This is a genomic window from Mesorhizobium sp. M0047, from assembly GCF_040323315.1.
In the GTDB taxonomy this organism is placed as follows: Bacteria; Pseudomonadota; Alphaproteobacteria; order Rhizobiales; family Rhizobiaceae; genus Mesorhizobium.
This window is the reverse complement of sequence record NZ_JAMYUW010000039.1, coordinates 26,923-48,068: the sequence shown is the minus strand read 5'-3', so window position 1 is coordinate 48,068 and position 21,146 is coordinate 26,923. Positions and strand designations below refer to the sequence as shown.

The window sequence follows — 21,146 nt, the reverse complement described above, 5'->3', positions numbered from 1 at the left end:
GGCTGTTCCTTTTATGGCCTGTGCTTGCAGGGTCAAGCCGACCATGCAAATCGCTGCCTTTCAATCGATTTGCGATTCCAATTCAGCGCTGTGGCCCAGTCCTGGCATCAGCTTCCAGTTGATCGCGTCGATAAAACCTGAAACCTTGGAAAAAAATTCGTATTGGAGGACGCCTGATGAAAACCCGCGCCGCAGTCGCTGTCGCCGCCGGAAAGCCGCTGGAGATCATGGAGGTCGACCTCGATGGTCCGCGCGAGGGCGAGGTGCTGGTCGAGATCAAGGCGACCGGCATCTGCCACACCGATGAGTTCACGCTTTCCGGCGCCGATCCCGAAGGCCTGTTCCCGGCCATCCTCGGCCACGAGGGCGCCGGCGTCGTCGTCGATGTTGGCAAGGGCGTCACCTCGGTCAAGAAGGGCGATCACGTCATCCCGCTCTACACGCCCGAATGCCGGCAGTGCCCGTCCTGCCTGTCGCGCAAGACCAATCTATGCACGGCGATCCGCGCCACGCAGGGCCAAGGGCTGATGCCCGATGGTTCGTCGCGCTTCTCGATCGGCAAGGACAAGATCTTCCACTATATGGGCTGCTCGACCTTCTCGAATTTCACTGTGCTGCCCGAGATCGCGCTGGCCAAGGTCAACCCGGACGCCCCCTTCGACAAGATCTGCTACATCGGCTGTGGCGTCACCACCGGCATTGGTGCTGTCATCAACACGGCCAAGGTCGAGATCGGCGCGACCGCCGTCGTCTTCGGCCTCGGAGGCATTGGCCTGAACGTCATCCAGGGCCTGAAGCTCGCCGGCGCCGACATGATCATCGGCGTCGATTTGAACAACGACAAGAAGGCGTGGGGCGAGAAATTCGGCATGACGCATTTCGTCAATCCGAAGGAGATCGACGGCGATGTCGTGCCCCACCTCGTCAACATGACCAAGCGCGGCGCCGACCAGATCGGCGGCGCCGACTACACGTTCGACTGCACCGGCAACACCAAGGTGATGCGCCAGGCGCTCGAAGCCTCGCATCGCGGCTGGGGCAAGTCCGTCGTCATCGGCGTTGCCGGCGCCGGCCAGGAGATTTCGACGCGGCCGTTCCAGCTGGTCACCGGACGCACCTGGATGGGCACCGCCTTTGGCGGCGCGCGCGGCCGCACCGACGTGCCGAGGATCGTCGACTGGTACATGGACGGCAAGATCCAGATCGACCCGATGATCACCCACACGCTGAAGCTCGAGGACATCAACAAGGGCTTCGACCTCATGCATGAGGGCAAGTCGATCCGAAGCGTCGTCGTTTACTGAAGAAGACCACAAGCCGCCGACCAACCGGCCTGCGACCTCTGTGGTTCACAACTGGGAGGAGAAAAACATGGCGGAGAAACTGCATCCGAAAATCGACAATGGCTTGCCCAGGGAAAGCGCAAGCTTTGCCGGCGGCACGCTGGTCTGCGCCTGCACCAGCAGGCCGGTCAAGGTCAAGGTCAAGGGCCAGATCGCCCACAACCACGCCTGCGGCTGCACCAAATGCTGGAAGCCGGAAGGCGCCCTGTTCTCGGTCGTTGCCGTGGCAGGGACGGGCGACGTCACCGTGACCGAGAACGGCGACAAGCTCAAGGTGGTCGACCCATCAGCGCTGATCCAGCGTCATGCCTGCACCGGCTGCGGTGTGCACATGCACGGACCGGTCGAGCGCGACCACGCGTTCAAGGGCCTGTCCTTCATCCACCCCGAGCGTTTCGTCGAGGATGGCTGGTCACCTCCGGGCTTCACCGCTTTCGTCTCGTCGATCATCGAATCGGGTGTCGATCCGAAGCGAATGGAGGGCATTCGTGCCCAGTTGAAGGGGATCGGGCTGGAACCCTATGACTGCCTCAATCCCGGCCTGATGGACTATATCGCCACCTGGACCGCCAAGAAGTCCGGGGCCTTGCTGGCCTGACAGCTGTAAGATTTCAGGGTCGGGGCCGGACACGTTTCCGGCCCCTGTCCATTTTGGAGAGACAATGCCGGCACCTGCCATTTACGTCGATGCAGACGCCTGCCCGGTCAAGGCCGAGGTCGAAAAGGTCGCCGAGCGCCATGGCGTCGTCGTCACCTACGTCTCCAATGGTGGCCTGCGGCCGTCGCGCGATCCGATGATCCGCAATGTCGTTGTCTCAAAGGGCGCCGATGCCGCCGACGACTGGATCGTCGACAACGCGAAATCCAACGACATCGTGATCACCGCAGACATTCCGCTCGCCGCTCGTGCGGTTGCCCTTGGCGCGCACGTGCTTGGGCCGACCGGACGTCCGTTCACGCCGGAAACGATCGGCATGGCGGTGGCGATGCGCGACCTGAAACAGCATTTGCGCGAGACTGGCGAAAGCAAGGGCTACAACGCCAGCTTCGCGCCGCAGGACCGTTCGCGGTTTCTCGGCGAACTCGACCGCATCTTGCGACGGGCGCTCAAATCCGCCACACCGCAGTAGAAACCGAACGCCATCAAGGTTGGAACCGCCATGGCTGCCGAAACCCCGATGAAGCCTCCCTTGCAGCGCCACATGCTGTTTGCGGTGTCGGCCTGCTTCGGCGTTGTGGCGCTTGCCGTGGCGTTGCTGCTGCATGCCTCGCTCGCCTATTCGATCGGCGCCAACGCATTCTTTGCTACCTACGTCATTCTTGTCGTCACCCAGATGCCGAAATTCACCGGCAGGTATCTGAGCAAGAATGCGCGCGCCACTGACCAGCCGATGCTGGTCATCTTCGCGGTGACTTTGGTCGTCGTCGGCGTTGCCACCTTCTCGTTGTTTCAGCTGATCAATGAGAAAGACAGCACCCACCCTATCGAATTGATCTTCGCGCTGCTGTCGATCCCGCTTGGCTGGTTCACGATCCATGCCATGGCGGCGCTCCATTATGCCCATGTCTACTGGATGGACGGCGATGCGGTCGATGCCGAGACCAAGAAGAAGATGCCGGTCGGCGGGCTGCTGTTTCCGGGCGGCAAACGGCCGGAAGGTTGGGATTTCCTCTACTTCTCGGCGGTCATTGGCATGACCGCACAAACCGCCGACACCAACGTCACGACCTCGCATATGCGACGTGTCGTGCTTATCCATTCGATCCTTTCGTTCTTCTTCAATACGGTCATCGTCGCCGCCGCCGTCAATCTCGCCATCAATCTACGCTAGTCGTAATAAATCCGTGATCGGATGAAACATCGCTGTGGCTGACGACGTATCAGGAGGACAATAGGCGCGCTGGCCACGCCGCGAGGCCGGGAGACGAGACAAGATGGAAACGATTGCCAGAAGCCAATCCACCACCGAACCGGACATTTCCGCTTCGAGCGACAAAACGCTGATCTACCGTCAGTCGCGCTGGACGCGGCTGACACATTGGCTCTGGGCCATCTCGCTGTTCTTCATGCTGCTGTCAGGCTTGCAGATCTTCAATGCCCGTCCGCAGCTCTACATCGGCAAGCAGTCGGGTTTTGGCTACAACAACACCATCTTCGCCATTGGCGCGGAAAATACCAACGCCGGTCCGCGCGGCTACACCGAGATCCTTGGGCGTCGCTTCGACACCACAGGCGTACTTGGCTGGTCGGGTCCGGCAGGCCAGGAGACGTCCCGCGCCTTTCCATCCTGGGCGACCATACCGTCTTACTATGACCTCGGCACCGCCCGCGTCATCCACTTCTTCTTCGCCTGGATACTGACCACGACCTTGATCGTCTGGCTCGTCGCCAGCACTGTGAACGGCCATTTGCGCCGCGATCTCGCGCCAGGCCTCGATGACCTCAAGCGCCTGCCGCGGGACATCGTCGACCACGCGAAGCTGAAATTCCATCATACCCGTGAATACAACACGTTGCAGAAGATGGCTTATGGCGGCGTGCTGTTCGTGCTCCTGCCGCTGATGATCATCACCGGCCTGGCCATGTCTCCCAGCATGAATTCGGTGCTGCCGTTCCTCAACGATCTGCTCGGCGGACGGCAGACGGCACGCACCATCCATTTTACCGTCATGGTGCTGCTGGTCGTTTTCTTCGTCGTCCATATCCTGATGATCCTGGCCGCCGGCCCGATAAACGAACTGCGTTCGATCATCACCGGCTGGTACCGCACCGACCCATCCGCACAGGACGACAAGACAACCGAGAGGAGTGCGTGACATGGCGAAGTTTGAGATAAGCCGCCGCAAATTCCTGACGGGTGCCAGTCTCGGTGCCTCCGGTATCATGCTGTCGGGCTGCGACGCCTTCGACAGCCAGCTAAGCGTTGGCAGTGGCTTGCGCAGTTTTCTCGAAAACGCCAATGACCTGACATACCGGGCACAGCGCCTGCTCGCGGGACGCGACGCGCTGGCGCCGGAATTCACCGAGGCCGACATCCGCCAGCCGCAGCGGCCGAATGGTGTGACTGCGCCGGACGACGATGTCTACAAGGGTCTGCTTGCCAACAACTTCGCCGACTGGCGGCTGGAAGTTTCAGGCCTGGTCGAAAAGCCGCTGTCGCTCAGCCGTGAGCAGCTTCAGAACATGCCGAGCCGCACCCAGATCACCCGCCATGACTGCGTCGAAGGCTGGAGTTGCATCGCCAAATGGACCGGCACGCCGCTGTCGCTGGTGCTGGACCAGGCGGTGGTCAAGCCGCAGGCGCGCTACGCAATGTTCCATTGCCTCGACACGATCGACCGCAGCCTGTCGGGCGACATCAAATATTACGGCTCGATCGACCTGATCGATGCCCGTCACCCGCAGACGATCCTTGCCTATGGCGTGAACGGCAAGCCGCTGCCGGTTGAGAACGGCGCGCCGCTGCGCGTCCGTGTCGAGCGGCAGCTCGGCTACAAGATGCCGAAATATCTCTACAAGATCGAGTTGGTCGACGGCTTCGCCAGTATCGGCGGCGGTCGCGGCGGCTATTGGGAAGACAATGGCTACGACTGGTATGGCGGCATCTGACACCTGGGGAAATAATGCCCTGAGATCAGCGGTTTAACCCTCAGCACGTCAGGCAACCTTGTCGAGCAGCGGCCTGAGCGCCGGATGGATTTCCGGCGAGGCCTGCTTGATCAGGGTGAGCAAGGCGCGTTCATTCTCGTATAGAGGCCGGTCCAGGCCGATATGCTCGACCAGCCAGCCGGCTTCGCCGGCATCGATCGTCTCGGCGCGGCGAGCAAGCGCCTCTGCCGCCCTGTTCTTGGCTTCCCAATCGGCCTCGATGTCATCGGGGGACCGGTAGGCCTCCATGATGCCGGCGAGGCCGCCGGAGATCATGCGGCTGAAGAAGCCGCCGATTTCCGGATCGGCGTGTTCGAGGAAGGTGTCACGGCGTAGTGCCACATCGCGCGTCGGCGCTTCATAACCGGCGGAACACATGACGAAATTGGCGATCGCCTTGACGAACAGCTCGTTCCAGGACGGATCGTTGCTAGCATGGGCGGTCCGCTCGTTGATCTTGAACAGCACTTCTGCCTCGGCGCGCGTGACGGCAATGTTGCCGTCGCCACCGTGCGCATAGAGGATACGGCGCAGCAGTTCGACCTCCGCTTTGGCGATCAGCCCGGGAACCAGTGCGCCGCCGAGCATCAGCGGCCCCTTGCCATCGATGACGGCGTGGGCGACCTGTTGCAGCGCATAGACACAAAGCTGGCCCGGCGACGATCTCGCCTCTTCCAGCACGTGCACCAGCAATTCGAGTTCGGTGCGGCTGTCGACCATGCCATCGCGCGAGATCGTGCGGATCAGCCAGTCGGCATTGTCCTGCGAGATATAGCCCGACGGTTTCTCCTGGTGGACGATGTAGTCGGTGACCGCCTCGATGAAGAAAAGCGGCCATTCCGGGCATTTGTCCTTCGCCGTGGCATCGAGCGCAAACAGCGCCTCGGCCTCGCCGCGCGTCACCACACCGTCGCCGAACACCTCGCGGCGCAACATCGTCACGTCCTCCGCGGCGATGCGGCTTTTCGAGGTCAGCCCCGCCACCGGCGCACTCATGATCAATTCGCCCATTTGTCGTCTCCGTCCGCCGCCGTCCAATGCCGGCCCAAAGCGTCATGGCTGCCAAGACATCAGCAGTGTCTTGAAAAACCGGCAAACGGCGTGGTTAGCGAAGACTTGTCGGCGAATGCATGTCGCCCAAGGTGTGCCGCGGGTTTGAGAGAACGACATGCGTCAACACAAGGACCTAAAGCGCATCGCCAGCGCGGCGCACTTTAGATGTCGCTGACAGGTGACAAGCCGTCGCGCACAAGCTATGGATGGCGCGTCGAGGACTCAGGGTCTGAGTCCTACCTGTTTGCGGGAGAGAGCAGCGAAAGCTGCCGCCGAAGGGGAAATCGCCCGAAATCTCTCAGGCAAAAGAACCGTAGACGGGAAAGACACTCTGGAAAGTCGGGGCTTGCCCCCGCGCCGAAGGTGTAAGCGCCGCTGACAGAGTTCCGGCTGCGCAAGTCTCTCAGGCTTCAGACAGAGGGGCACGGACTGGTCGCCATTCGCGACCGATTGCGTGCGACTCTGGAGATGACATGACGGGCGACGACAGCAAACACCTTCCCCTCGAAGATATCCATGTGGCCGCTGGTGCGCGCTTTGGCGCCTTTGCCGGCTGGTCGATGCCGCTGACCTATCCGGCCGGCGTCATGAAGGAACACCTTCACACCCGCGAACAGGCCGGCCTGTTCGACATCTCGCATATGAAACTGTTCGAGGTCAGCGGGCCGGAGGCGGTTTCACTGCTTAATCGCGCCTGCCCGCTGGACGCCGGCGCTCTCGAAATCTCACAATCCAAACTGTCCTTTTTCCTCAACGAAGCAGGCGGCATTCTGGACGATCTGATCGTCACCAGGCTCGGCGATATCAGGTTCATGGTGGTCGCTAACGCCGGCAATGCCGTCGCCGACGAAAAGCATTTGCATGCGCTTGCCGCGGATTTCGACGTCCGGGTCGAGGCGCTCGACCGCGTCTTCCTGGCCATCCAGGGTCCTGAAGCCTGGGCGGCCCTTTGCCGAGCCGGCATCGAGACCGGCTCGCTGCTGTTCATGCATGGTGTCGAACCGCGCAGGAACTGGTTCCTGAGCCGCTCCGGCTATACCGGCGAGGACGGCTTCGAAATCGGGCTGCCGGAGGCCGATGCGCGCGATCTCGTTGCGAAGTTGCTTGGCGATGAACGCGTGCTGTGGATCGGGCTGGCCGCTCGCGACAGCCTGCGGCTGGAGGCAGGACTCTGCCTGCACGGCCAGGACATCACGCCCGAGATCGACCCGGCCAGCGCCGCACTGATGTGGGCGATCCCAAAGGAGGTTCGCGCTTCCGGCACTTTCATCGGCGCCGATGCGCTCCGCGCTGCCGTGGAACGGGGGCCCGCGCAGAAGCGCGTCGGGCTGAAGCCGGAAGGCCGCCAGCCGGTGCGCGCCGGTGCTGCGCTCTTTGACGCCGACGGCAAGCCCGCCGGCCATGTCACGTCGGGCGGGTTTGGCCCGTCGGCCGGCCATCCGGTCGCCATGGGCTATGTCATGACACCCCTGGCCAAGCCCGGAACACGGGTTTTCGCCGATGTTCGCGGCACGAAGATCCCCGTCGATATCAGCTCCCTGCCCTTCACGCCGCATCGCTACCGCAAAGGATAATTTCAATGGCAAAGACCTATTTCACATCAGATCACGAATGGCTCCGCGTCGAGGGCGGCATCGCCACCGTCGGCATCACCGATTACGCGCAGGAACAACTCGGCGATCTCGTCTTCGTCGAACTGCCCGAAACCGGAAAGAAGCTGAGCAAGGGCGATACCGCCGTCGTCGTCGAATCCGTCAAGGCGGCTTCCGATGTCTATGCACCAGTCGACGGCGAGATCACCGAAGCCAACGGCACGCTGTCGTCGGATCCGTCGCTGGTCAACTCGGCGGCAACCGGGGCCGGCTGGCTGTGGAAGATGAAGCTCGCCGACGAAAGCCAGCTCGCCGGCCTCATGGACGAAGCCGCTTACAAAGCCCATATCGGCTGACATCAGGACTCGAAAGACATGACCGCAGCACCCTACCCCTTCTCGGCCCGCCATATCGGCCCCGGCCTCAACGACACCAGAGCGATGCTGGCCACTATCGGCGTGCCCTCCGTCGAGACGCTGATCAGCCAGTCGGTGCCGAGGTCGATCCGGCTCGACCGGCCGCTCGCTCTGCCGGCACCTGCAAGCGAGGCGGAGGCGCTGGCCGAGCTTTCGGCTGTCATGGCAGGGAATACGGTGCTGAAGAGCTTCATCGGCGCCGGCTACCACGGCGTTCATGTGCCGCCCGTGATCCAGCGCAACCTGTTCGAGAACCCGGCCTGGTATACGGCCTACACACCCTATCAGGCCGAGATCAGCCAGGGCCGTCTGGAAATGCTGTTCAACTTCCAGACGCTGGTCACCGAATTGACTGGTCTGCCGGTGGCATCGGCATCGCTGCTCGACGAAGCGACGGCGGTGGCTGAAGCCGTCGGCATCGCCTTGCGCCACCACCGCGACAAGCGCACCAAGATCGCATTTGCCGGCACGCCGCATCCGCAGACGCTGGACGTGGTGCGCACGCGCGCCGAGCCGCTCGGCATCGAGATCAATGGCGACACGATCGACGACAACACCGCCGCCCTGCTCGTCTCCTGGCCGGATACGTTTGGGGTCTATGGCGACCACAAGGCAGCGATCGACAAGGCGCGCGCCACTGGCGCCATCGTCGTCTTCATCGCCGACCCGCTCGGCCTGACGCTGACCGATGCGCCGGCCAAGCTTGGCGCCGACATTGCAGTCGGTCCGATGCAGCGCTTTGGCGTGCCGATGGGCTTTGGCGGTCCGCACGCCGCCTATTGCGCAGTCTCCGACAAGTTGACGCGGCTGATGCCCGGCCGCCTTGTCGGCCAGTCCACCGATAGCAAGGGCCGGCCCGGCTACCGGCTTGCCTTGCAGACACGCGAGCAGCATATCCGCCGCGACAAGGCGACTTCCAACATCTGCACTGCTCAGGCGCTGCTCGCCAACATGGCGACCGCTTACGCCATCTGGCACGGCCCCGTCGGGCTGCAGGCGATTGCCGGGCGCATCCATGCGCTGACCAACCGTCTCGCAAGCGGCCTCAATGCGGCAGGCGTGTCGGTGATCGGTGCGAGCCGTTTCGACACTGTGACCGTGAAGACCAAGGGCAAGGCGGCGCAGATCGCCACTGCGGCTGAAAAGACCGGCCGGCTGCTGCGCGTTATCGATGCCGACCATGTCGGCATCAGCTTCGACGAAACCTCGACCGATGCCGATCTCGACGCGATCGCGGCCCTGTTCGGCGCCAAGGCCGGCGCCTCCGCCGACCGCACGGTGCCGGGCAAGCCGCGCGGCAAGGAGTTTCTGACCCAACCTGTTTTCCATGAAAACAAGTCTGAAACCGAGATGATGCGCTTCCTGCGCAGACTGGCCGACAAGGATCTGGCGCTTGATCGCGCCATGATCCCGCTGGGCTCCTGCACCATGAAGCTCAACGCTGCCGCGGAGATGATGCCGGTGAGTTGGCCAAGCATCGCCAATTTGCATCCCTTCGCGCCGGCCGCGCACTCGGCCGGCTATCGCGCCATGATCACCGAACTGGAAGCCTGGCTGTCGGAGATCACCGGCTTCGACGCCGTCACCTTGCAGCCCAATGCCGGCAGCCAGGGCGAATATGCCGGCCTGCTCGCCATTCGCGGCTATCACCGCTCACGCGGCGACAATCACCGCACCGTCTGCCTGATCCCCTCGTCGGCGCATGGCACCAACCCGGCAAGTGCTGCGATGGCCGGCATGAGCGTCGTCGTCGTGCGCTGCACCGATGATGGCAACATCGACATGGACGACATGAAGGCCAAGGCGGCCGAGCACGCGCCAAATCTTGCCGCGCTGATGTTCACCTATCCCTCGACGCACGGTGTGTTCGAGGAAGGCGCGCGTGATCTCTGCGCGCTGATCCATGAGCATGGCGGCCAGGTCTATTTCGACGGCGCCAACCTCAATGCGCTGGTTGGGCTTGCCCGTCCAGGCGACATCGGCGCCGACGTCTGCCACATGAACCTGCATAAGACCTTCTGCATTCCGCATGGCGGCGGCGGGCCCGGCGTCGGCCCGATCGGCGTCAAGGCGCATCTGAAGCCGTATTTGCCGGGCCATGTCACCGAAGGCTCGGGCCATGCCGTTTCCGCTGCTCCCTTCGGCAGCGCCTCGATCCTGCCGATCACCTGGATGTATATCCGCATGATGGGCGCGTCGGGCCTCAAGCAAGCGACTGAAACGGCGATTTTGTCCGCCAACTATATCGCGACGCGGCTCGATGCGCATTTCCCGGTGCTCTACAAAGGCAGCCAGGGGCGCGTCGCGCATGAATGCATCCTCGACACCCGCGTGCTCAAGGACAGCGCCGGCATCAGTGTCGATGACATCGCCAAACGCTTGATCGACTATGGTTTTCACGCGCCGACCATGTCGTTCCCCGTCGCCGGCACGCTGATGGTGGAGCCAACCGAGTCCGAGCCCAAACGCGAACTCGACCGCTTCTGCGAGGCGATGATCGCCATTTCTGGCGAGGCAGCGAAAGTGGCCAGGGGCGAATGGCCTTTGACGGACAATCCGCTGGTCAACGCGCCGCACACCGCCGCCGAGGCGCTGGCCGGCCAGTGGACCCATCCCTATTCGCGCCTGGAAGCGGCCTATCCTGCCGGTGACGCCGATACGGCGGCCAAATACTGGCCGCCGGTGTCACGCATCGACAATGTCGCCGGCGACCGCAACCTGGTCTGCTCGTGCCCACCTCTGTCGGATTATCTGGGCGCGGCGGAATAATTAAGCGGAGCGCAAGGCCGGCTCGACCGGGTCGGCCTTGCCTAGTGCCGCCCGACCGATGACGCAATTTCGACCGGCGCGCTTGGCGGAATAGAGCGCCGCGTCGGCTTCGGCAAGTACGTCATCGAGGGTGCGGCCGCTTACCTCGCCAAAGCCGAGGCCGCCGCTGACCGTGCTGCGCAACTTGCCGAGTTGGGTGGAGACGATCTCGGTGCCGAAGGCCACACAGATCTTGCTGGCGAGATCATGCGCCTTCTCTTCCGTCATTCGCGACATGACGACGGCGAATTCCTCGCCACCCAGGCGAAAGGCGTCGACGCCGGTCCTGGCATATTTCTTGATGACCGCGGCGAAGCGGCACAGGACCTGGTCCCCGACCGGGTGACCATAGACATCGTTCGTCCGCTTGAAATGATCGAGGTCGAACATGACGACGGACATGAACGGACCGAAACTCCGCTCACCGTAGAGTGACGTCAACGCCCGGCGGTTCATCAACCCCGTCAGCGGATCGGTCATGGTCTCGGCCTTCAGCTCGATCTGCGCCTGCAGATGGTGGAGCGAGAGCGTCAAGGCACCGAGCCCGGTCATGCAGGCCACGGCCACGACGGAATTCAGCCGTTCGGCCCAGTTGTCGGGCGCGACCGCGAGCGTCCATTGCCCTTTGGTCAGCAGAACCACGCCACAAAGCGCAAACGAAACCGCGCAGGTTCCGCTCAGAAACGAAACCATAAGCAGGATCCGGCGATCATGGCTGCCGTTGATCCAGAACATGGCGCCGATCGCCGACAGCAGCGCCGTCACCGTGGTGTAGGTGACGATGAAGCCGACGCCGTCAAGGCCCAGGAAGCTGACGGCGGCACAGACAGCCATGGCGGCAACCGCCGGCGCAACGGCACGTCTGTAGCCGGGCACGCCCAGATATTGCATGGCCGACACGCAAATAATCAGGAAACCCAGGCTGAGCAACGCAAGCACGATCTGGCAAAGCAGTGGATCGGGATCCTTGGTGTATTGCCAGAACAGGACCACATGCGCGACGAGCACCAGAATGCCGCACGCCACCGTCAGCACGAAGCCTGCCTTGGGCGCGGTGAACCAGATCGCAAACATGGTGACGCTAAGGCAGATGCCCGACAGCGCGGCTGCGAGCAGGAGCGAACTGAAGTCCAGCATATTGGGCGAAGGCCTCTCGAGCGTCGGCGGGTTGCGCTGTATTCTAGGTTAGCCGCAGCTCTCAGACATGGTTTTCAGCCGATCTTTCGACGCAACCTGCCGATAGGGTTTACAAAGCGTCGATGCCTTATGTCCCGAAACCGGACCCCTACAGCAATTCCAGGAAAAGTGTGAAACGGTTTTCCCGGGAAAAGCGTATAGCGCTTTCCCTCGGGAATTGCGTCAAGACAAGGAGTAGGAAGCAACGACCAGATCAACCCTTGTTCAGCAAGGCCAGATTGGCGTTGACGACCGTGGTATCCGTCATGCCCGCCTTCGCTTCGAGCAGCAACGCCTTGGCCATCTTGCGATTGCCGCGCAGCAGTTGCGAATAGCCCATGTTATTGACGATCTGTGGCTTGCGGCCTGCGACTTTCAAAAGCTGGCCGTAGGCGCGATCGGCGAAGTCGAAGCGGCCGAGTTCATCATAGGAAGCAGCGAGCCCCATCCAGGCCTCCGCATCGTCCGCCTTCAACTCGACGGCCTTGCGGAAGTGCTTTTCGGCGAGGCCGTAATTAGCGTCACGAAACTGCGCCTTGCCTTGCGCCAGATCGGAGGTGTCGATGTCCTTTGCCGCCGGTTGGATAGCGGTGGTCTTGGTGGTATCGACGCCACCCGTCGTGCAGCCAGACATCATCAAGACGGCCGCCATGGCGGCCATTGCCGTGAAGTTATTGCGACGCATGCCCCTGCCTCATCGCCCGATTTGCCGGGTCGTTCTCCAGGAAACAAACTACATTAGCGGCAATTAAACTTCGGTGCCGAAATGCCGCTAAAATTTGATTTCGCGCACACCAGCCATTAACCACCCAGGCATGAGTGGAAGGCTTCACGGCTCCAAGGCTTTGAGCCCCTCGGGAAACTGGTAGCGACTGCCGTCATAGCGCAGCCGGTAGGTGCGCTTCACGGACTTGCCGGGGTGAGACTGGCACTCACCATTCTCATCGGCGGACCAATTGTCCGTATCCACCCGCTCGACCACGGTGATGTCGTGATAGCCATGGTGGCTTGCCGGGCTCATCGCCAGGCTGACCTGGCTCGACTGAAAGGATCCCGCGCAACTGCCGTCGCCTTCGCCGCCAAAGCCGGCCACGTCGATGCCGTCGAGCACCAGGCGCAGGGCATCGCCGGCGAGGGCATAGAGCCGCAGGTCGGTTTCCCTGAAGGGATTGGGCTGCGAACGGTTTGCCATTTCGATGCGCAGGCCGAAGGCGCCGACATCGGGCGCCAGCCTGTAGCGGCCGGTATCGAATTCGATCTTGCGGATGTCGATGGCATCATCGGTGATCAGCCCTGGCTGGAGCAAGCGCTGGCGCACCTCCAGGCTGTTCCTGTCGACGACCAGAAGCTCGATATCGCCGACATGCCCGTCGTCGCGGGACTGGGCGCTGTCGGTAAGCGGCACCGCGACCAAGAGCAGGTCGTCACGGGCGGGCCAGATTTTGCAGACCAGGCCAAATGGCGCATCGCTATCCGTCAGGGCGATGCTGATATGGGGCTCGAGCGTGAACGAGGCGCCGTCGGCGCTCTTTTGAGCCTTGGGATAGGCCTGCTGCACCAGTGCGGCGGCATCGCCGCAATCGCCGGCGAAGGCCAAGGCGGGCGACAAGCCGGCGGCGACAAGACCGAGAAAGAGGGTGCGCAGCAGAATTCGCATGGGCTTCTCACGTTGCGGCGTCGAGTTCGGCAGAGTAACCGGTGATCAGCCCCTCGCTAGGGCTCCCGTGGGCACTCGCTAGTGCGCCGTCATTTTGACGATGACTGGAATGGCCGCGATCATCAACACCACCGGCAGGATGCACACCACCACCGGCACCGACATCTTGGCCGGCAAAGCGTGCGCCTTTTCCTCGGCCAGCGACATGCGCTTGTGGCGCATGTCGTCGGAAAAGACGCGCAGCGCCCCCGACAGGCTGGTGCCGAGTTCCTTGGACTGTTGCAGCAGCGTGGCGAAGGAACGCACCTCGTCCAGGCTGAGGCGATCGGCGAGTGCCTTCAGCGCATCGTCAAGGCTGCGCCCGGCCCGCAGCTCCAGCGACACCAGCTGCAGGTTTTGGCTAAGCGCGGGGTAGGTCTTGGCGAGTTCCTTCGAGACGCGCTCGATGCCGGCCTCCATGCTCATGCCGGCATCGGAGCAGACGATCATCAGGTCCATGAAATCGGGAAAGCCGTTGCGGTACTCACGCCTGCGTTCGCGCACTTTCTGGCTCAGCACCAGGCCGGGCAGGAAATAGCCGGCCGCTCCTGACAGGATGACGAATGTCCAGCGGCTGGCCATCGTCGCGTCGGGGCTCGCCATCCACCGGTTGAGCACGAACACGCCGATTGCCGTGCCGACCATCGCGGTGAACCGGATCAGGAAGAACATGCCGACAGCGCGCGGCTCCATATATCCCGCCTGGATAAGCTTCATGCGCAGCCGGGCGACATTTTCCGGATCGCTCCTGGCGTAGAATTCCTGCGCCCTCTTAACCGCCTTCTCGCGCACGACGCCGGTATTCTTCTTCTGCACCGGCTCGGGTTTCGCGGCGACGGGACCGTCATCGACCTTGAGCCGGCGCTTGACCTCGTTGCGATCGCCCTTCGCCGCCATCATCGGCCAGGCGAACGCGGCAGCACCCGCGGCCAGCAGCAGGACGGCCACCGGCATCAACGAGGTCGGCGCAAGCGAGGCGAGGAATTCGACAAAGCCCTGCATGTCAGAACTTGAAATTCGACATCTTGAACATCATCAGATTGCCGAGCATCAGCCAGGTGATCGAGCCCCCCATCAGGTACCATGTCTTTGGCACGTCCCAGACGTCGCGGTAGAAGCCCGGCATCAGCGCCATGATGGCGGTAAACAGCAATACCGGGACCGCCGTCAGGATGTAGGCCGACATCCGGCCCTCTGTCGCGATGGCGCGCACCTTGCGGCGCAGCTTGCCGCGCTCGCGGATCGTCGTCGCCAGGCCGTCGAGGATCTCGCGCAGATTGCCGCCCGAACTGGTCTGGATCGAGACGGCGGTGACGAACAGCGGCAGATCCTCCTGACCGACCCGGTCGAAGAGCGAGTTCAGCGCCGACACCAGATCGGAGCCATAAGTCACTTCGTCGGCGATGACGCCGAATTCGGAGCCGATCGGGTCCGGCATCTCGCGCGCCACCATGGCGATCGCCACCGGCACCGGGTGGCCGGCCTTCAGACCACGCGTGATCAGCTCCAGTGCCTCCGGCAGCTGTACGCCGAACCGCTTCAGCCGCCGCTTGCGCTTGAAACGCAGCGTCAGCACCGGCAGAATCGGCACAAGCATCACAAACAGCACAAGCCCCATCAGCGGCGGCAAGCCGTACCAGATGGCGACCAAGGCCATGGCCATCGCCACACCGCAGGTAATCATCAGGAATTTCGGGACCGGCATGATCATGCCCGACTGGATTCGCAACGCGCGGAACCGGTCCGGTGAAAACAGCGGCGTGCCCGCGTCAAGGCCGCGCTCCTTGCGCAGTTGGACGAGCACCTGCTCCTGGCTGATCTTGTTTTCCTGCAGTTTCATGCGCCGGTTGATGGCTGTGCGCTTGTCGCTGCGGCCGGCATAAAGCAGGTAGCAGGCCTCGGCGATCAGGATGCCGGTCAGGGCTGCCGCGGCATAGACGACATAAATCGCGCTGAATCCGTCGAACATTTGGCTACTCCTGCGGCCGGCCGGGTTCGAAATATCGTCCGGGGAACTCGATGCCCATGGCCCGCAAATCCTCGAGGAATCGCGGCCGGATGCCGGTCGCCTCGTAATGGCCGAGGATCCTGCCGTCGGCCTCCATGCCGGTGCGCACGAAGCGGAATATCTCCTGCATCTGGATGACGTCGCCTTCCATGCCGGTCACCTCGGCGACACTGGTCACCTTGCGCTTGCCGTCAGACAGGCGCGTCAGCTGGACGATCAGGTCGAGCGCGCTGGCGATCTGGCTGCGGATCGACTGCACCGTCATCGGCATGCCGGTCATGCCAAGCATCTGCTCAAGCCGCGAAATGGCGTCGCGCGGCGTGTTGGCATGGATGGTCGCCATCGAGCCTTCGTGGCCGGTGTTCATCGCCTGCAGCATGTCGAAGGCCTCCTCGCCGCGGCACTCGCCGAGGATGACGCGGTCGGGACGCATGCGCAGCGCGTTCTTGACCAGGTCGCGCTGCTTCAACTCGCCATGGCCTTCGATGTTGGCAGGACGCGTCTCCATGCGCGCGACATGCGGTTGCTGCAGCTGGAGTTCGGCCGCATCCTCGATGGTGATCAGGCGCTCATCTTCCGGTATGAAGGCTGACAACGCATTGAGCATGGTCGTCTTGCCGGTGCCGGTGCCGCCCGAAATGATCGTCGTCTTGCGGGCATGCACGGCCGCCGCCAGCACTTCGGCCATGTTCTGTGTGATGGCGCCGAATTCGACCAGTTTGTGCAGGCCGAGCTTGTTCTTGGAGAATTTTCGGATCGAGACCAGCGGCCCGTCGACCGCAACCGGACGAATGGCCGCGTTGAAACGCGAGCCGTCCAGCATGCGTGCATCGACCATCGGCTGCGATTCGTCGACGCGACGCCCGACCGCGGCGACGATCTTGTTGACGATGCGCAAGAGATGCGCCTCATCCTTGAACGGAATGTGGACCGGCTGCAGCTTGCCCTTCTTTTCGACAAAGCAGTTCAGGTGACCGTTGATCAGGATGTCGTTGATGTCGGGGTCCTTGAGCAGTGGCTCGAGCGGACCGAGGCCGACCATCTCGTCGACGATGTCGTCAACCAGCGCGTCAAGCTCGACGGTATTGATCGCCATCCGCTCCTGTTTGATCTTTTCCGACACGAAATCATGCACTTGCCGGCGCATCTCACCCTTGGGCAAACGCTCCAGCGCGACAAGATTGATCTCCTCGAGCAGCAGCCTGTGGATACGCACGCGCGCATCGAGCACCTTGTTGGCATTCTTTGCGGGCGCTGCTTCAGGCTTGGCCGGCAACGCCTTTCGGCTCGTCGGAATGACGACGGCATGATGGGCGACGGGCATCGGCTCAGGCGCGCGCTGCGGACGTGAATCGCGGTTCTGCAGGGTGGAAAAGCGGCTGGTCATCCGGCCTTCCTCTTCAGCAATCCACGGCCCATGCCAAACAGCGAGCGCGATTTTGCCCGGGTTGGGATTGCCTCCTCCGGCAGGATGATCTTCTTCAGATCGTTGATGACATTGGCGTTCGGATCGATCTCGTGCAGCGGCACGCCGCGATCGACCGCCTCGCGCACCAGCCGGTAGTTGTTGGCTATGCCGCCGACGAAATGCTCACCCAGGATTTCCTGGACGTCCGCCTGCTTGATGCCGTTGTCGAACATCTTCTGTTCGAAACGGTTGACGATGACATTCGGCTTCACTTCCTTACCGGCGGTCTCGTAGACCGCCTGGATCAGCCGCTGCGTGTGGCGCAGGCACGGCACCGTCATTTCGGCTACGATGTAGAGCTTGTTGGAACCGAGCAGCACGGTCTCCGTCCATGGAAACCAGGTGCGCGGCATATCGATGACGACATTGTCGAAATAGGCCGAGACGAGATCGAGCATGCGCACCACGACATCGGTCTTGAACGAGCGCATTTCCGATGGATGTGTGGGGGCAGCCAGCACGCAGAGCCCGCTGGCGTGTTTCGACAGCATCACGTCGAGCAGTTGGCGGTCGAGGCGTTCGGGCTGGTTTTCGATCTCGGTGATGTCGAAACGCGGTTCAAGGTCGAGATATTCGGCACAGGCACCCTGCTGAAAATTGAGGTCCACCACGCAGGTCGACGCGCCCCGCGTGACCGAGTGATGCAGCTGGAAGGCGGTTTGCAGCGCCAGCGTCGTGGTGCCGACGCCGCCGGCTGCCGGCATGAAGGTGTAGATCTGCGATTCGGTGTTTTCCTCGCGCCCGGGGCCTTGCAGCGCCCGCACCACGGATCGCACGAGATCGGCGGTGGTGATCGGCTTGACCAGAAAATCCGCGACCTTGAGCTGCACCAGAATGCGCACCGCGGCCGCGTTGAACTCCTGCGTGACGACGACGACCGGCACCTTGTCTTCCAGCCGGCGCATGATGCGCTGCAGCGACTCGACCTCCTCCAGCCTTGCCGCGTCCATGTCGACGATGATGGCGCCGAAGTCGGCTTCCTGGATCTCGCCGCGCAGCTCGGTGACGTGCTTCTCCACTGTCGAGAGCTGGATGACCTCGGAGGCCGCGAATGCGGTTCGGGTGTCCTGCACAAAGGTCCTGTCGGTCGATACGAGCAGGATCTTCCTGGTCTTGATGCCGTTTGCCATTCTGTCAGCCTGTCAGGTCGTCGCGTTGGGTCAGTTGGTTGTGCCGCTCTGCGACCCTTTCGCATCGGCCGCCTGATCGGGTGTAGCGGGGGGGTCGACGTTGCCTCGCTGGGCGGGCACCTTAAGCCTGGTGTTCTGGACCCCATATTTCCAGGGATCGACCATCTGCATGACAGTGTTGGCGGCCTGCGCCTCCCCGGCGCCCGTCGTCGGCCCCTCGCTGCGCACATAGTCGTCGCTGGTGCAGCCAGCGGCAAGGCCGGCCAGCAGCAAGGCGACGCTCGATCTCAAGACCAGACGCATGGCTTCAGTCCTTCGGCAGGTCGAGGAAATGCCCCGCCGAAGCGGACGCGGCAGGTTGGGTGACACGGCCGTCGGCCAGCGCCACGGTGCGGCCGGTATCGGAGCCCTTCACTTCTTCGGTGTTGTTAAGAAAATAATCGGCGTTGCTGGCCGGCTGCGTGCCGTCGGTCGGTTCCACGAGCTTCTTCGACGGATCGACCGGCTTGACCAGATAGGGAGTGACGATGATGACCAGGTCGGTCTCGCGCCGCTGATAGGATTTCGACGAGAACAGAGCCCCAAGCACTGGCATCTTGCCGAGGCCCGGAATGCGCGACGTGGTGATGTCGTTCTGCGACTGCAGCAATCCGGCGATCATGAAGCTCTGGCCGTTCTTCAGGTCGACCGACGTCCTGGCGCGGCGCACGATGAAACCAGGCACTGCAATGTTGCCTATGTTGTAGGACGCGGACGCGTCGATCGAGGAGACTTCCGGCGCGATGTCTAGGCTGACCAGCCCGTCCTTCAGCACGGTCGGTGTGAAATCCAGGCTGACGCCGTATTTCTTGTAGCTGACCGATATCTTGCCGTTGTCCTCGGAGACCGGGATCGGGAATTCGCCGCCGGCGAGGAAGCTCGCGGTCTGGCCGGAACGGGCGATCAAATTCGGCTCGGCCAACCGCCGCGCCAGGCCGCGCTCTTCCAGCGCCTTGATGGCGATATCGATCGACACGCCGTTCGACAACAGCCGTCCGATGATCTCGCCTGTGCCGGCGGCCGGCACAGTACCCGGATCGATCGTCACATCACGCCCACCAAGGCCATAGGCAAAATTGGCTGCGTATTTGGCGCCCAGATCCTGGCCCGCCTGGCGGTTGATCTCGACGAAGCGGACATTGAGCTGGACCTGCTGCGACGACGAGATGTTGACCGAGTTGATCACCTCTTCGGCACCGGAAAAGCGCGTCGCGATCTTGTTTGCCTTGTCGGCGGCGACCGCGTCATCCGCCTCGCCCGACAGCACGACACGGCCATTGGCCGAGCCGACCTTGATCCTGGCATCCGGCACGCTGGCGCGAATGGTGCTGGCCAGTTGGTCGGTGTCGAGCGTCACCTCGATGTCGACGGTGCCGACAAGCTGCTTCTTTTCGTCGAACAGTGCGATGCCCGTGGTGCCGAGATTGTTGCCCAGCACATAGAAGGATTTATCGGTCAACGGATTGACGTTGGCGATGTCCGGATCGCCGATGACGATCTGGTAGAATGCGGCGCTGGTCATGATCGTCTTCGGCTTGCCCTTGGCAACCTTGATGGACGCGTTCTTGGTCGACGACACATAGACAATGTCGTTGTCGGCCCTTGCCGAGGTGCCGAAGGCCAGCATCGCGGCGGCAGCCAACGAAGCCGCGACAGCCATGGTGCGCAAAACGCGCAACCGCCCCGCGACCCGAAATGTAATCAACCCCAACATCGTCCCGTTCCTCGCCCAGTCCCCACTGGCTTCTATTTTTGGTCCCGCGAAGGAACCTGGTATTCCTCGGCCTTTGTGCCGCGCGTCACGATGACGGTCTTGAACTTCGGTTTCTCCGGCTCTTTCACCACGGCATCGAACAGCGAACCGGCAGCAGCCTGCACGTTCGAGGCGACCGATCCGCCGAACGAAGAGATGGTGGTGACGCCGCCCTTGCCGTCGCCACCTTCGCTGGCCGAGCGCAGCGACAGCGACAGCGTGCCGACAGTGCGGGCCAGCGCCACTTTCTGCGCGCCGTCAGTCGTCACCTCGATGGTCACCGAATTGGAAATTTGCGGTGTCGTCTGGCGCTCATCGGCACCCTGCCCGACGCTCAGCACCTTGGCATCGGCAACGACGATCTCGGAGGTGACCGTTGACCCGGCCGCTCCCTGTGCATTCTTCGCCACTTCCTGGATTTCGCCGGCGTCGCGCGTCAGCACGACATCGACGCGGTCGCCCGGCGTGACGAAGCCGCCGACACCGGCGATCTCGTCGGTGCGGATCGTCACAGCCCGCATCCCGGGCGTCATCATATTCGAAAGCGTCGCGCGGCCGTTTGGCCCGGACAGCTTGGTCAGCAGCAACGGTTCGTTGACCTCGATCGGCGACAGCACCACGCGGCTGCCCTCGCCGAGCAAACCATCTATGGTGGCGAAGGCGCCCTGCGGCAGGGAGTCCTGCGGCCAGGGGATTTCGCTGAGCTTGGTGCGGTCGAGTTCCATGCCATAGCGCAATGGGGCATTCGCCACCACGATGGTCTTGAATGCGACCTTAGGGGCGACGGGTGCTGCGATCGACGCCGTCTTTTCGGAATCGGCCTTGGCTTGACTCTTGACCCAGAAATCCGCGGCAAAGATCGAGATCGCGCCGAAAACGGCGGCGATGCCGATCATCGATATGGCCTTGCCCCTCACGCCGAAACCCCTGATGCCCGCAGTTTCTTGTTTTGTTGGGCTCACGCTAGGCGGCATTGTTAAAGAATCAGGAATCTTGCGCGGAGGCATTTGACCTA

At 62.6% G+C, this 21,146-nt stretch carries 20 protein-coding genes and 1 riboswitch; of the genes, 9 read left to right on the top strand and 11 right to left on the bottom strand.

The genetic code is table 11. From position 1 onward, the window contains the following. The first annotated feature begins 176 nt into the window (after positions 1–176). The 6 genes from NKJ89_RS27920 to NKJ89_RS27895 all read left to right on the top strand — a co-directional run bounded on the left by NKJ89_RS27920 (position 177) and on the right by NKJ89_RS27895 (position 4,953). The gene (locus tag NKJ89_RS27920) at positions 177–1,304 is read left to right on the top strand and encodes an S-(hydroxymethyl)glutathione dehydrogenase/class III alcohol dehydrogenase (RefSeq protein WP_352607258.1); all 1,128 of its coding nucleotides are present in this window, start codon (positions 177–179) and stop codon (positions 1,302–1,304) included. A gap of 67 nt (positions 1,305–1,371) precedes the next feature. Beyond that, positions 1,372–1,941 (top strand): S-(hydroxymethyl)glutathione synthase, encoded by a 570-nt coding sequence (gene gfa, locus NKJ89_RS27915; RefSeq protein ID WP_352607256.1) that lies wholly within the window; start codon positions 1,372–1,374, stop codon positions 1,939–1,941. 64 nt (positions 1,942–2,005) lie between these two features. After that, on the top strand, positions 2,006–2,473 hold the full coding sequence (locus NKJ89_RS27910; RefSeq protein WP_352607254.1) for a YaiI/YqxD family protein: 468 nt from the start codon (positions 2,006–2,008) through the stop codon (positions 2,471–2,473). A 30-nt stretch (positions 2,474–2,503) separates the two neighbouring features. Then, complete coding sequence (locus NKJ89_RS27905) at positions 2,504–3,175, top strand: DUF1345 domain-containing protein (RefSeq protein WP_352607252.1); 672 nt, start codon at positions 2,504–2,506, stop codon at positions 3,173–3,175. Between the two features lie 103 nt (positions 3,176–3,278). Beyond that, positions 3,279–4,160 carry a cytochrome b/b6 domain-containing protein gene (locus tag NKJ89_RS27900; protein ID WP_352607250.1) on the top strand — a complete coding sequence of 294 codons (882 nt, stop codon included), beginning with the start codon at positions 3,279–3,281 and terminating at the stop codon, positions 4,158–4,160. A 1-nt stretch (position 4,161) separates the two neighbouring features. Next, a complete protein-coding gene (locus NKJ89_RS27895) occupies positions 4,162–4,953 on the top strand; it encodes a molybdopterin-binding protein (RefSeq protein WP_352607248.1) in 792 nt (263 codons plus the stop codon). 48 nt (positions 4,954–5,001) lie between these two features. On the opposite strand, the gene NKJ89_RS27890 is transcribed toward NKJ89_RS27895, so the two are convergent. Further along, on the bottom strand, positions 5,002–6,003 hold the full coding sequence (locus NKJ89_RS27890; RefSeq protein WP_352607246.1) for a hypothetical protein: 1,002 nt from the start codon (positions 6,001–6,003) through the stop codon (positions 5,002–5,004). Positions 6,004–6,282: 279 nt separating this feature from the next. Continuing rightward, a riboswitch (glycine riboswitch) is annotated at positions 6,283–6,369 on the top strand. 149 nt (positions 6,370–6,518) lie between these two features. Here NKJ89_RS27890 and gcvT point away from each other — a divergent pair. From gcvT to gcvP, 3 genes are read left to right on the top strand one after another with little or no spacing between them, the layout of a single operon-like run. Beyond that, entirely contained in the window at positions 6,519–7,619 is a 1,101-nt protein-coding gene (gene gcvT, locus NKJ89_RS27885; RefSeq protein ID WP_352607244.1) for a glycine cleavage system aminomethyltransferase GcvT, read from the top strand. A gap of 5 nt (positions 7,620–7,624) precedes the next feature. After that, a complete protein-coding gene (gene gcvH / locus NKJ89_RS27880) occupies positions 7,625–7,993 on the top strand; it encodes a glycine cleavage system protein GcvH (RefSeq protein WP_352607242.1) in 369 nt (122 codons plus the stop codon). A gap of 18 nt (positions 7,994–8,011) precedes the next feature. Next, entirely contained in the window at positions 8,012–10,822 is a 2,811-nt protein-coding gene (gene gcvP / locus NKJ89_RS27875; protein WP_352607240.1) for an aminomethyl-transferring glycine dehydrogenase, read from the top strand. On the opposite strand, the gene NKJ89_RS27870 is transcribed toward gcvP, so the two are convergent. The 10 genes from NKJ89_RS27870 to cpaB form a co-directional block, all read right to left on the bottom strand. Further along, entirely contained in the window at positions 10,823–11,998 is a 1,176-nt protein-coding gene (locus NKJ89_RS27870; RefSeq protein ID WP_352607238.1) for a GGDEF domain-containing protein, read from the bottom strand. A gap of 253 nt (positions 11,999–12,251) precedes the next feature. Further along, the gene (locus NKJ89_RS27865; RefSeq protein ID WP_023757536.1) at positions 12,252–12,722 is read right to left on the bottom strand and encodes a hypothetical protein; all 471 of its coding nucleotides are present in this window, start codon (positions 12,720–12,722) and stop codon (positions 12,252–12,254) included. Positions 12,723–12,866: 144 nt separating this feature from the next. Then, positions 12,867–13,694 carry a PA3715 family protein gene (locus NKJ89_RS27860; protein WP_352607236.1) on the bottom strand — a complete coding sequence of 276 codons (828 nt, stop codon included), beginning with the start codon at positions 13,692–13,694 and terminating at the stop codon, positions 12,867–12,869. Positions 13,695–13,772: 78 nt separating this feature from the next. Then, positions 13,773–14,735, bottom strand: a complete 963-nt coding sequence (locus NKJ89_RS27855) for a type II secretion system F family protein (protein WP_023757538.1) — start codon at positions 14,733–14,735, stop codon at positions 13,773–13,775. 1 nt (position 14,736) lies between these two features. Beyond that, positions 14,737–15,702: a type II secretion system F family protein gene (locus NKJ89_RS27850; protein ID WP_352607235.1), complete on the bottom strand. Its 966-nt coding sequence runs from the start codon at positions 15,700–15,702 to the stop codon at positions 14,737–14,739. A 4-nt stretch (positions 15,703–15,706) separates the two neighbouring features. After that, on the bottom strand, positions 15,707–17,128 hold the full coding sequence (locus tag NKJ89_RS27845; protein ID WP_352607233.1) for a TadA family conjugal transfer-associated ATPase: 1,422 nt from the start codon (positions 17,126–17,128) through the stop codon (positions 15,707–15,709). Next, on the bottom strand, positions 17,125–18,339 hold the full coding sequence (locus NKJ89_RS27840; protein WP_352607231.1) for a CpaE/TadZ family protein: 1,215 nt from the start codon (positions 18,337–18,339) through the stop codon (positions 17,125–17,127). Before NKJ89_RS27840 ends, NKJ89_RS27845 begins: the two co-directional genes overlap by 4 nt. Positions 18,340–18,369: 30 nt before the next feature. Beyond that, on the bottom strand, positions 18,370–18,642 hold the full coding sequence (locus NKJ89_RS27835; protein ID WP_352607229.1) for a hypothetical protein: 273 nt from the start codon (positions 18,640–18,642) through the stop codon (positions 18,370–18,372). Positions 18,643–18,646: 4 nt separating this feature from the next. Next, positions 18,647–20,038 carry a type II and III secretion system protein family protein gene (locus NKJ89_RS27830; RefSeq protein WP_352607286.1) on the bottom strand — a complete coding sequence of 464 codons (1,392 nt, stop codon included), beginning with the start codon at positions 20,036–20,038 and terminating at the stop codon, positions 18,647–18,649. Between the two features lie 86 nt (positions 20,039–20,124). After that, positions 20,125–21,048 carry a Flp pilus assembly protein CpaB gene (gene cpaB, locus NKJ89_RS27825; RefSeq protein ID WP_245266429.1) on the bottom strand — a complete coding sequence of 308 codons (924 nt, stop codon included), beginning with the start codon at positions 21,046–21,048 and terminating at the stop codon, positions 20,125–20,127. Positions 21,049–21,146: the final 98 nt, after the last annotated feature.

What these genes read in the sequence shown, in the direction of transcription:
- NKJ89_RS27920 (WP_352607258.1), top strand. Translation starts at nt 177, where the DNA reads ATGAAAACCCGCGCCGCAGTCGCTGTCGCCGCCGGAAAGCCGCTGGAG.
- gfa (WP_352607256.1), top strand. Translation starts at nt 1,372, where the DNA reads ATGGCGGAGAAACTGCATCCGAAAATCGACAATGGCTTGCCCAGGGAA.
- NKJ89_RS27910 (WP_352607254.1), top strand. Translation starts at nt 2,006, where the DNA reads ATGCCGGCACCTGCCATTTACGTCGATGCAGACGCCTGCCCGGTCAAG.
- NKJ89_RS27905 (WP_352607252.1), top strand. Translation starts at nt 2,504, where the DNA reads ATGGCTGCCGAAACCCCGATGAAGCCTCCCTTGCAGCGCCACATGCTG.
- NKJ89_RS27900 (WP_352607250.1), top strand. Translation starts at nt 3,279, where the DNA reads ATGGAAACGATTGCCAGAAGCCAATCCACCACCGAACCGGACATTTCC.
- NKJ89_RS27895 (WP_352607248.1), top strand. Translation starts at nt 4,162, where the DNA reads ATGGCGAAGTTTGAGATAAGCCGCCGCAAATTCCTGACGGGTGCCAGT.
- NKJ89_RS27890 (WP_352607246.1), bottom strand. Translation starts at nt 6,003, where the DNA reads ATGGGCGAATTGATCATGAGTGCGCCGGTGGCGGGGCTGACCTCGAAA.
- gcvT (WP_352607244.1), top strand. Translation starts at nt 6,519, where the DNA reads ATGACGGGCGACGACAGCAAACACCTTCCCCTCGAAGATATCCATGTG.
- gcvH (WP_352607242.1), top strand. Translation starts at nt 7,625, where the DNA reads ATGGCAAAGACCTATTTCACATCAGATCACGAATGGCTCCGCGTCGAG.
- gcvP (WP_352607240.1), top strand. Translation starts at nt 8,012, where the DNA reads ATGACCGCAGCACCCTACCCCTTCTCGGCCCGCCATATCGGCCCCGGC.
- NKJ89_RS27870 (WP_352607238.1), bottom strand. Translation starts at nt 11,998, where the DNA reads ATGCTGGACTTCAGTTCGCTCCTGCTCGCAGCCGCGCTGTCGGGCATC.
- NKJ89_RS27865 (WP_023757536.1), bottom strand. Translation starts at nt 12,722, where the DNA reads ATGCGTCGCAATAACTTCACGGCAATGGCCGCCATGGCGGCCGTCTTG.
- NKJ89_RS27860 (WP_352607236.1), bottom strand. Translation starts at nt 13,694, where the DNA reads ATGCGAATTCTGCTGCGCACCCTCTTTCTCGGTCTTGTCGCCGCCGGC.
- NKJ89_RS27855 (WP_023757538.1), bottom strand. Translation starts at nt 14,735, where the DNA reads ATGCAGGGCTTTGTCGAATTCCTCGCCTCGCTTGCGCCGACCTCGTTG.
- NKJ89_RS27850 (WP_352607235.1), bottom strand. Translation starts at nt 15,702, where the DNA reads ATGTTCGACGGATTCAGCGCGATTTATGTCGTCTATGCCGCGGCAGCC.
- NKJ89_RS27845 (WP_352607233.1), bottom strand. Translation starts at nt 17,128, where the DNA reads ATGACCAGCCGCTTTTCCACCCTGCAGAACCGCGATTCACGTCCGCAG.
- NKJ89_RS27840 (WP_352607231.1), bottom strand. Translation starts at nt 18,339, where the DNA reads ATGGCAAACGGCATCAAGACCAGGAAGATCCTGCTCGTATCGACCGAC.
- NKJ89_RS27835 (WP_352607229.1), bottom strand. Translation starts at nt 18,642, where the DNA reads ATGCGTCTGGTCTTGAGATCGAGCGTCGCCTTGCTGCTGGCCGGCCTT.
- NKJ89_RS27830 (WP_352607286.1), bottom strand. Translation starts at nt 20,038, where the DNA reads ATGGCTGTCGCGGCTTCGTTGGCTGCCGCCGCGATGCTGGCCTTCGGC.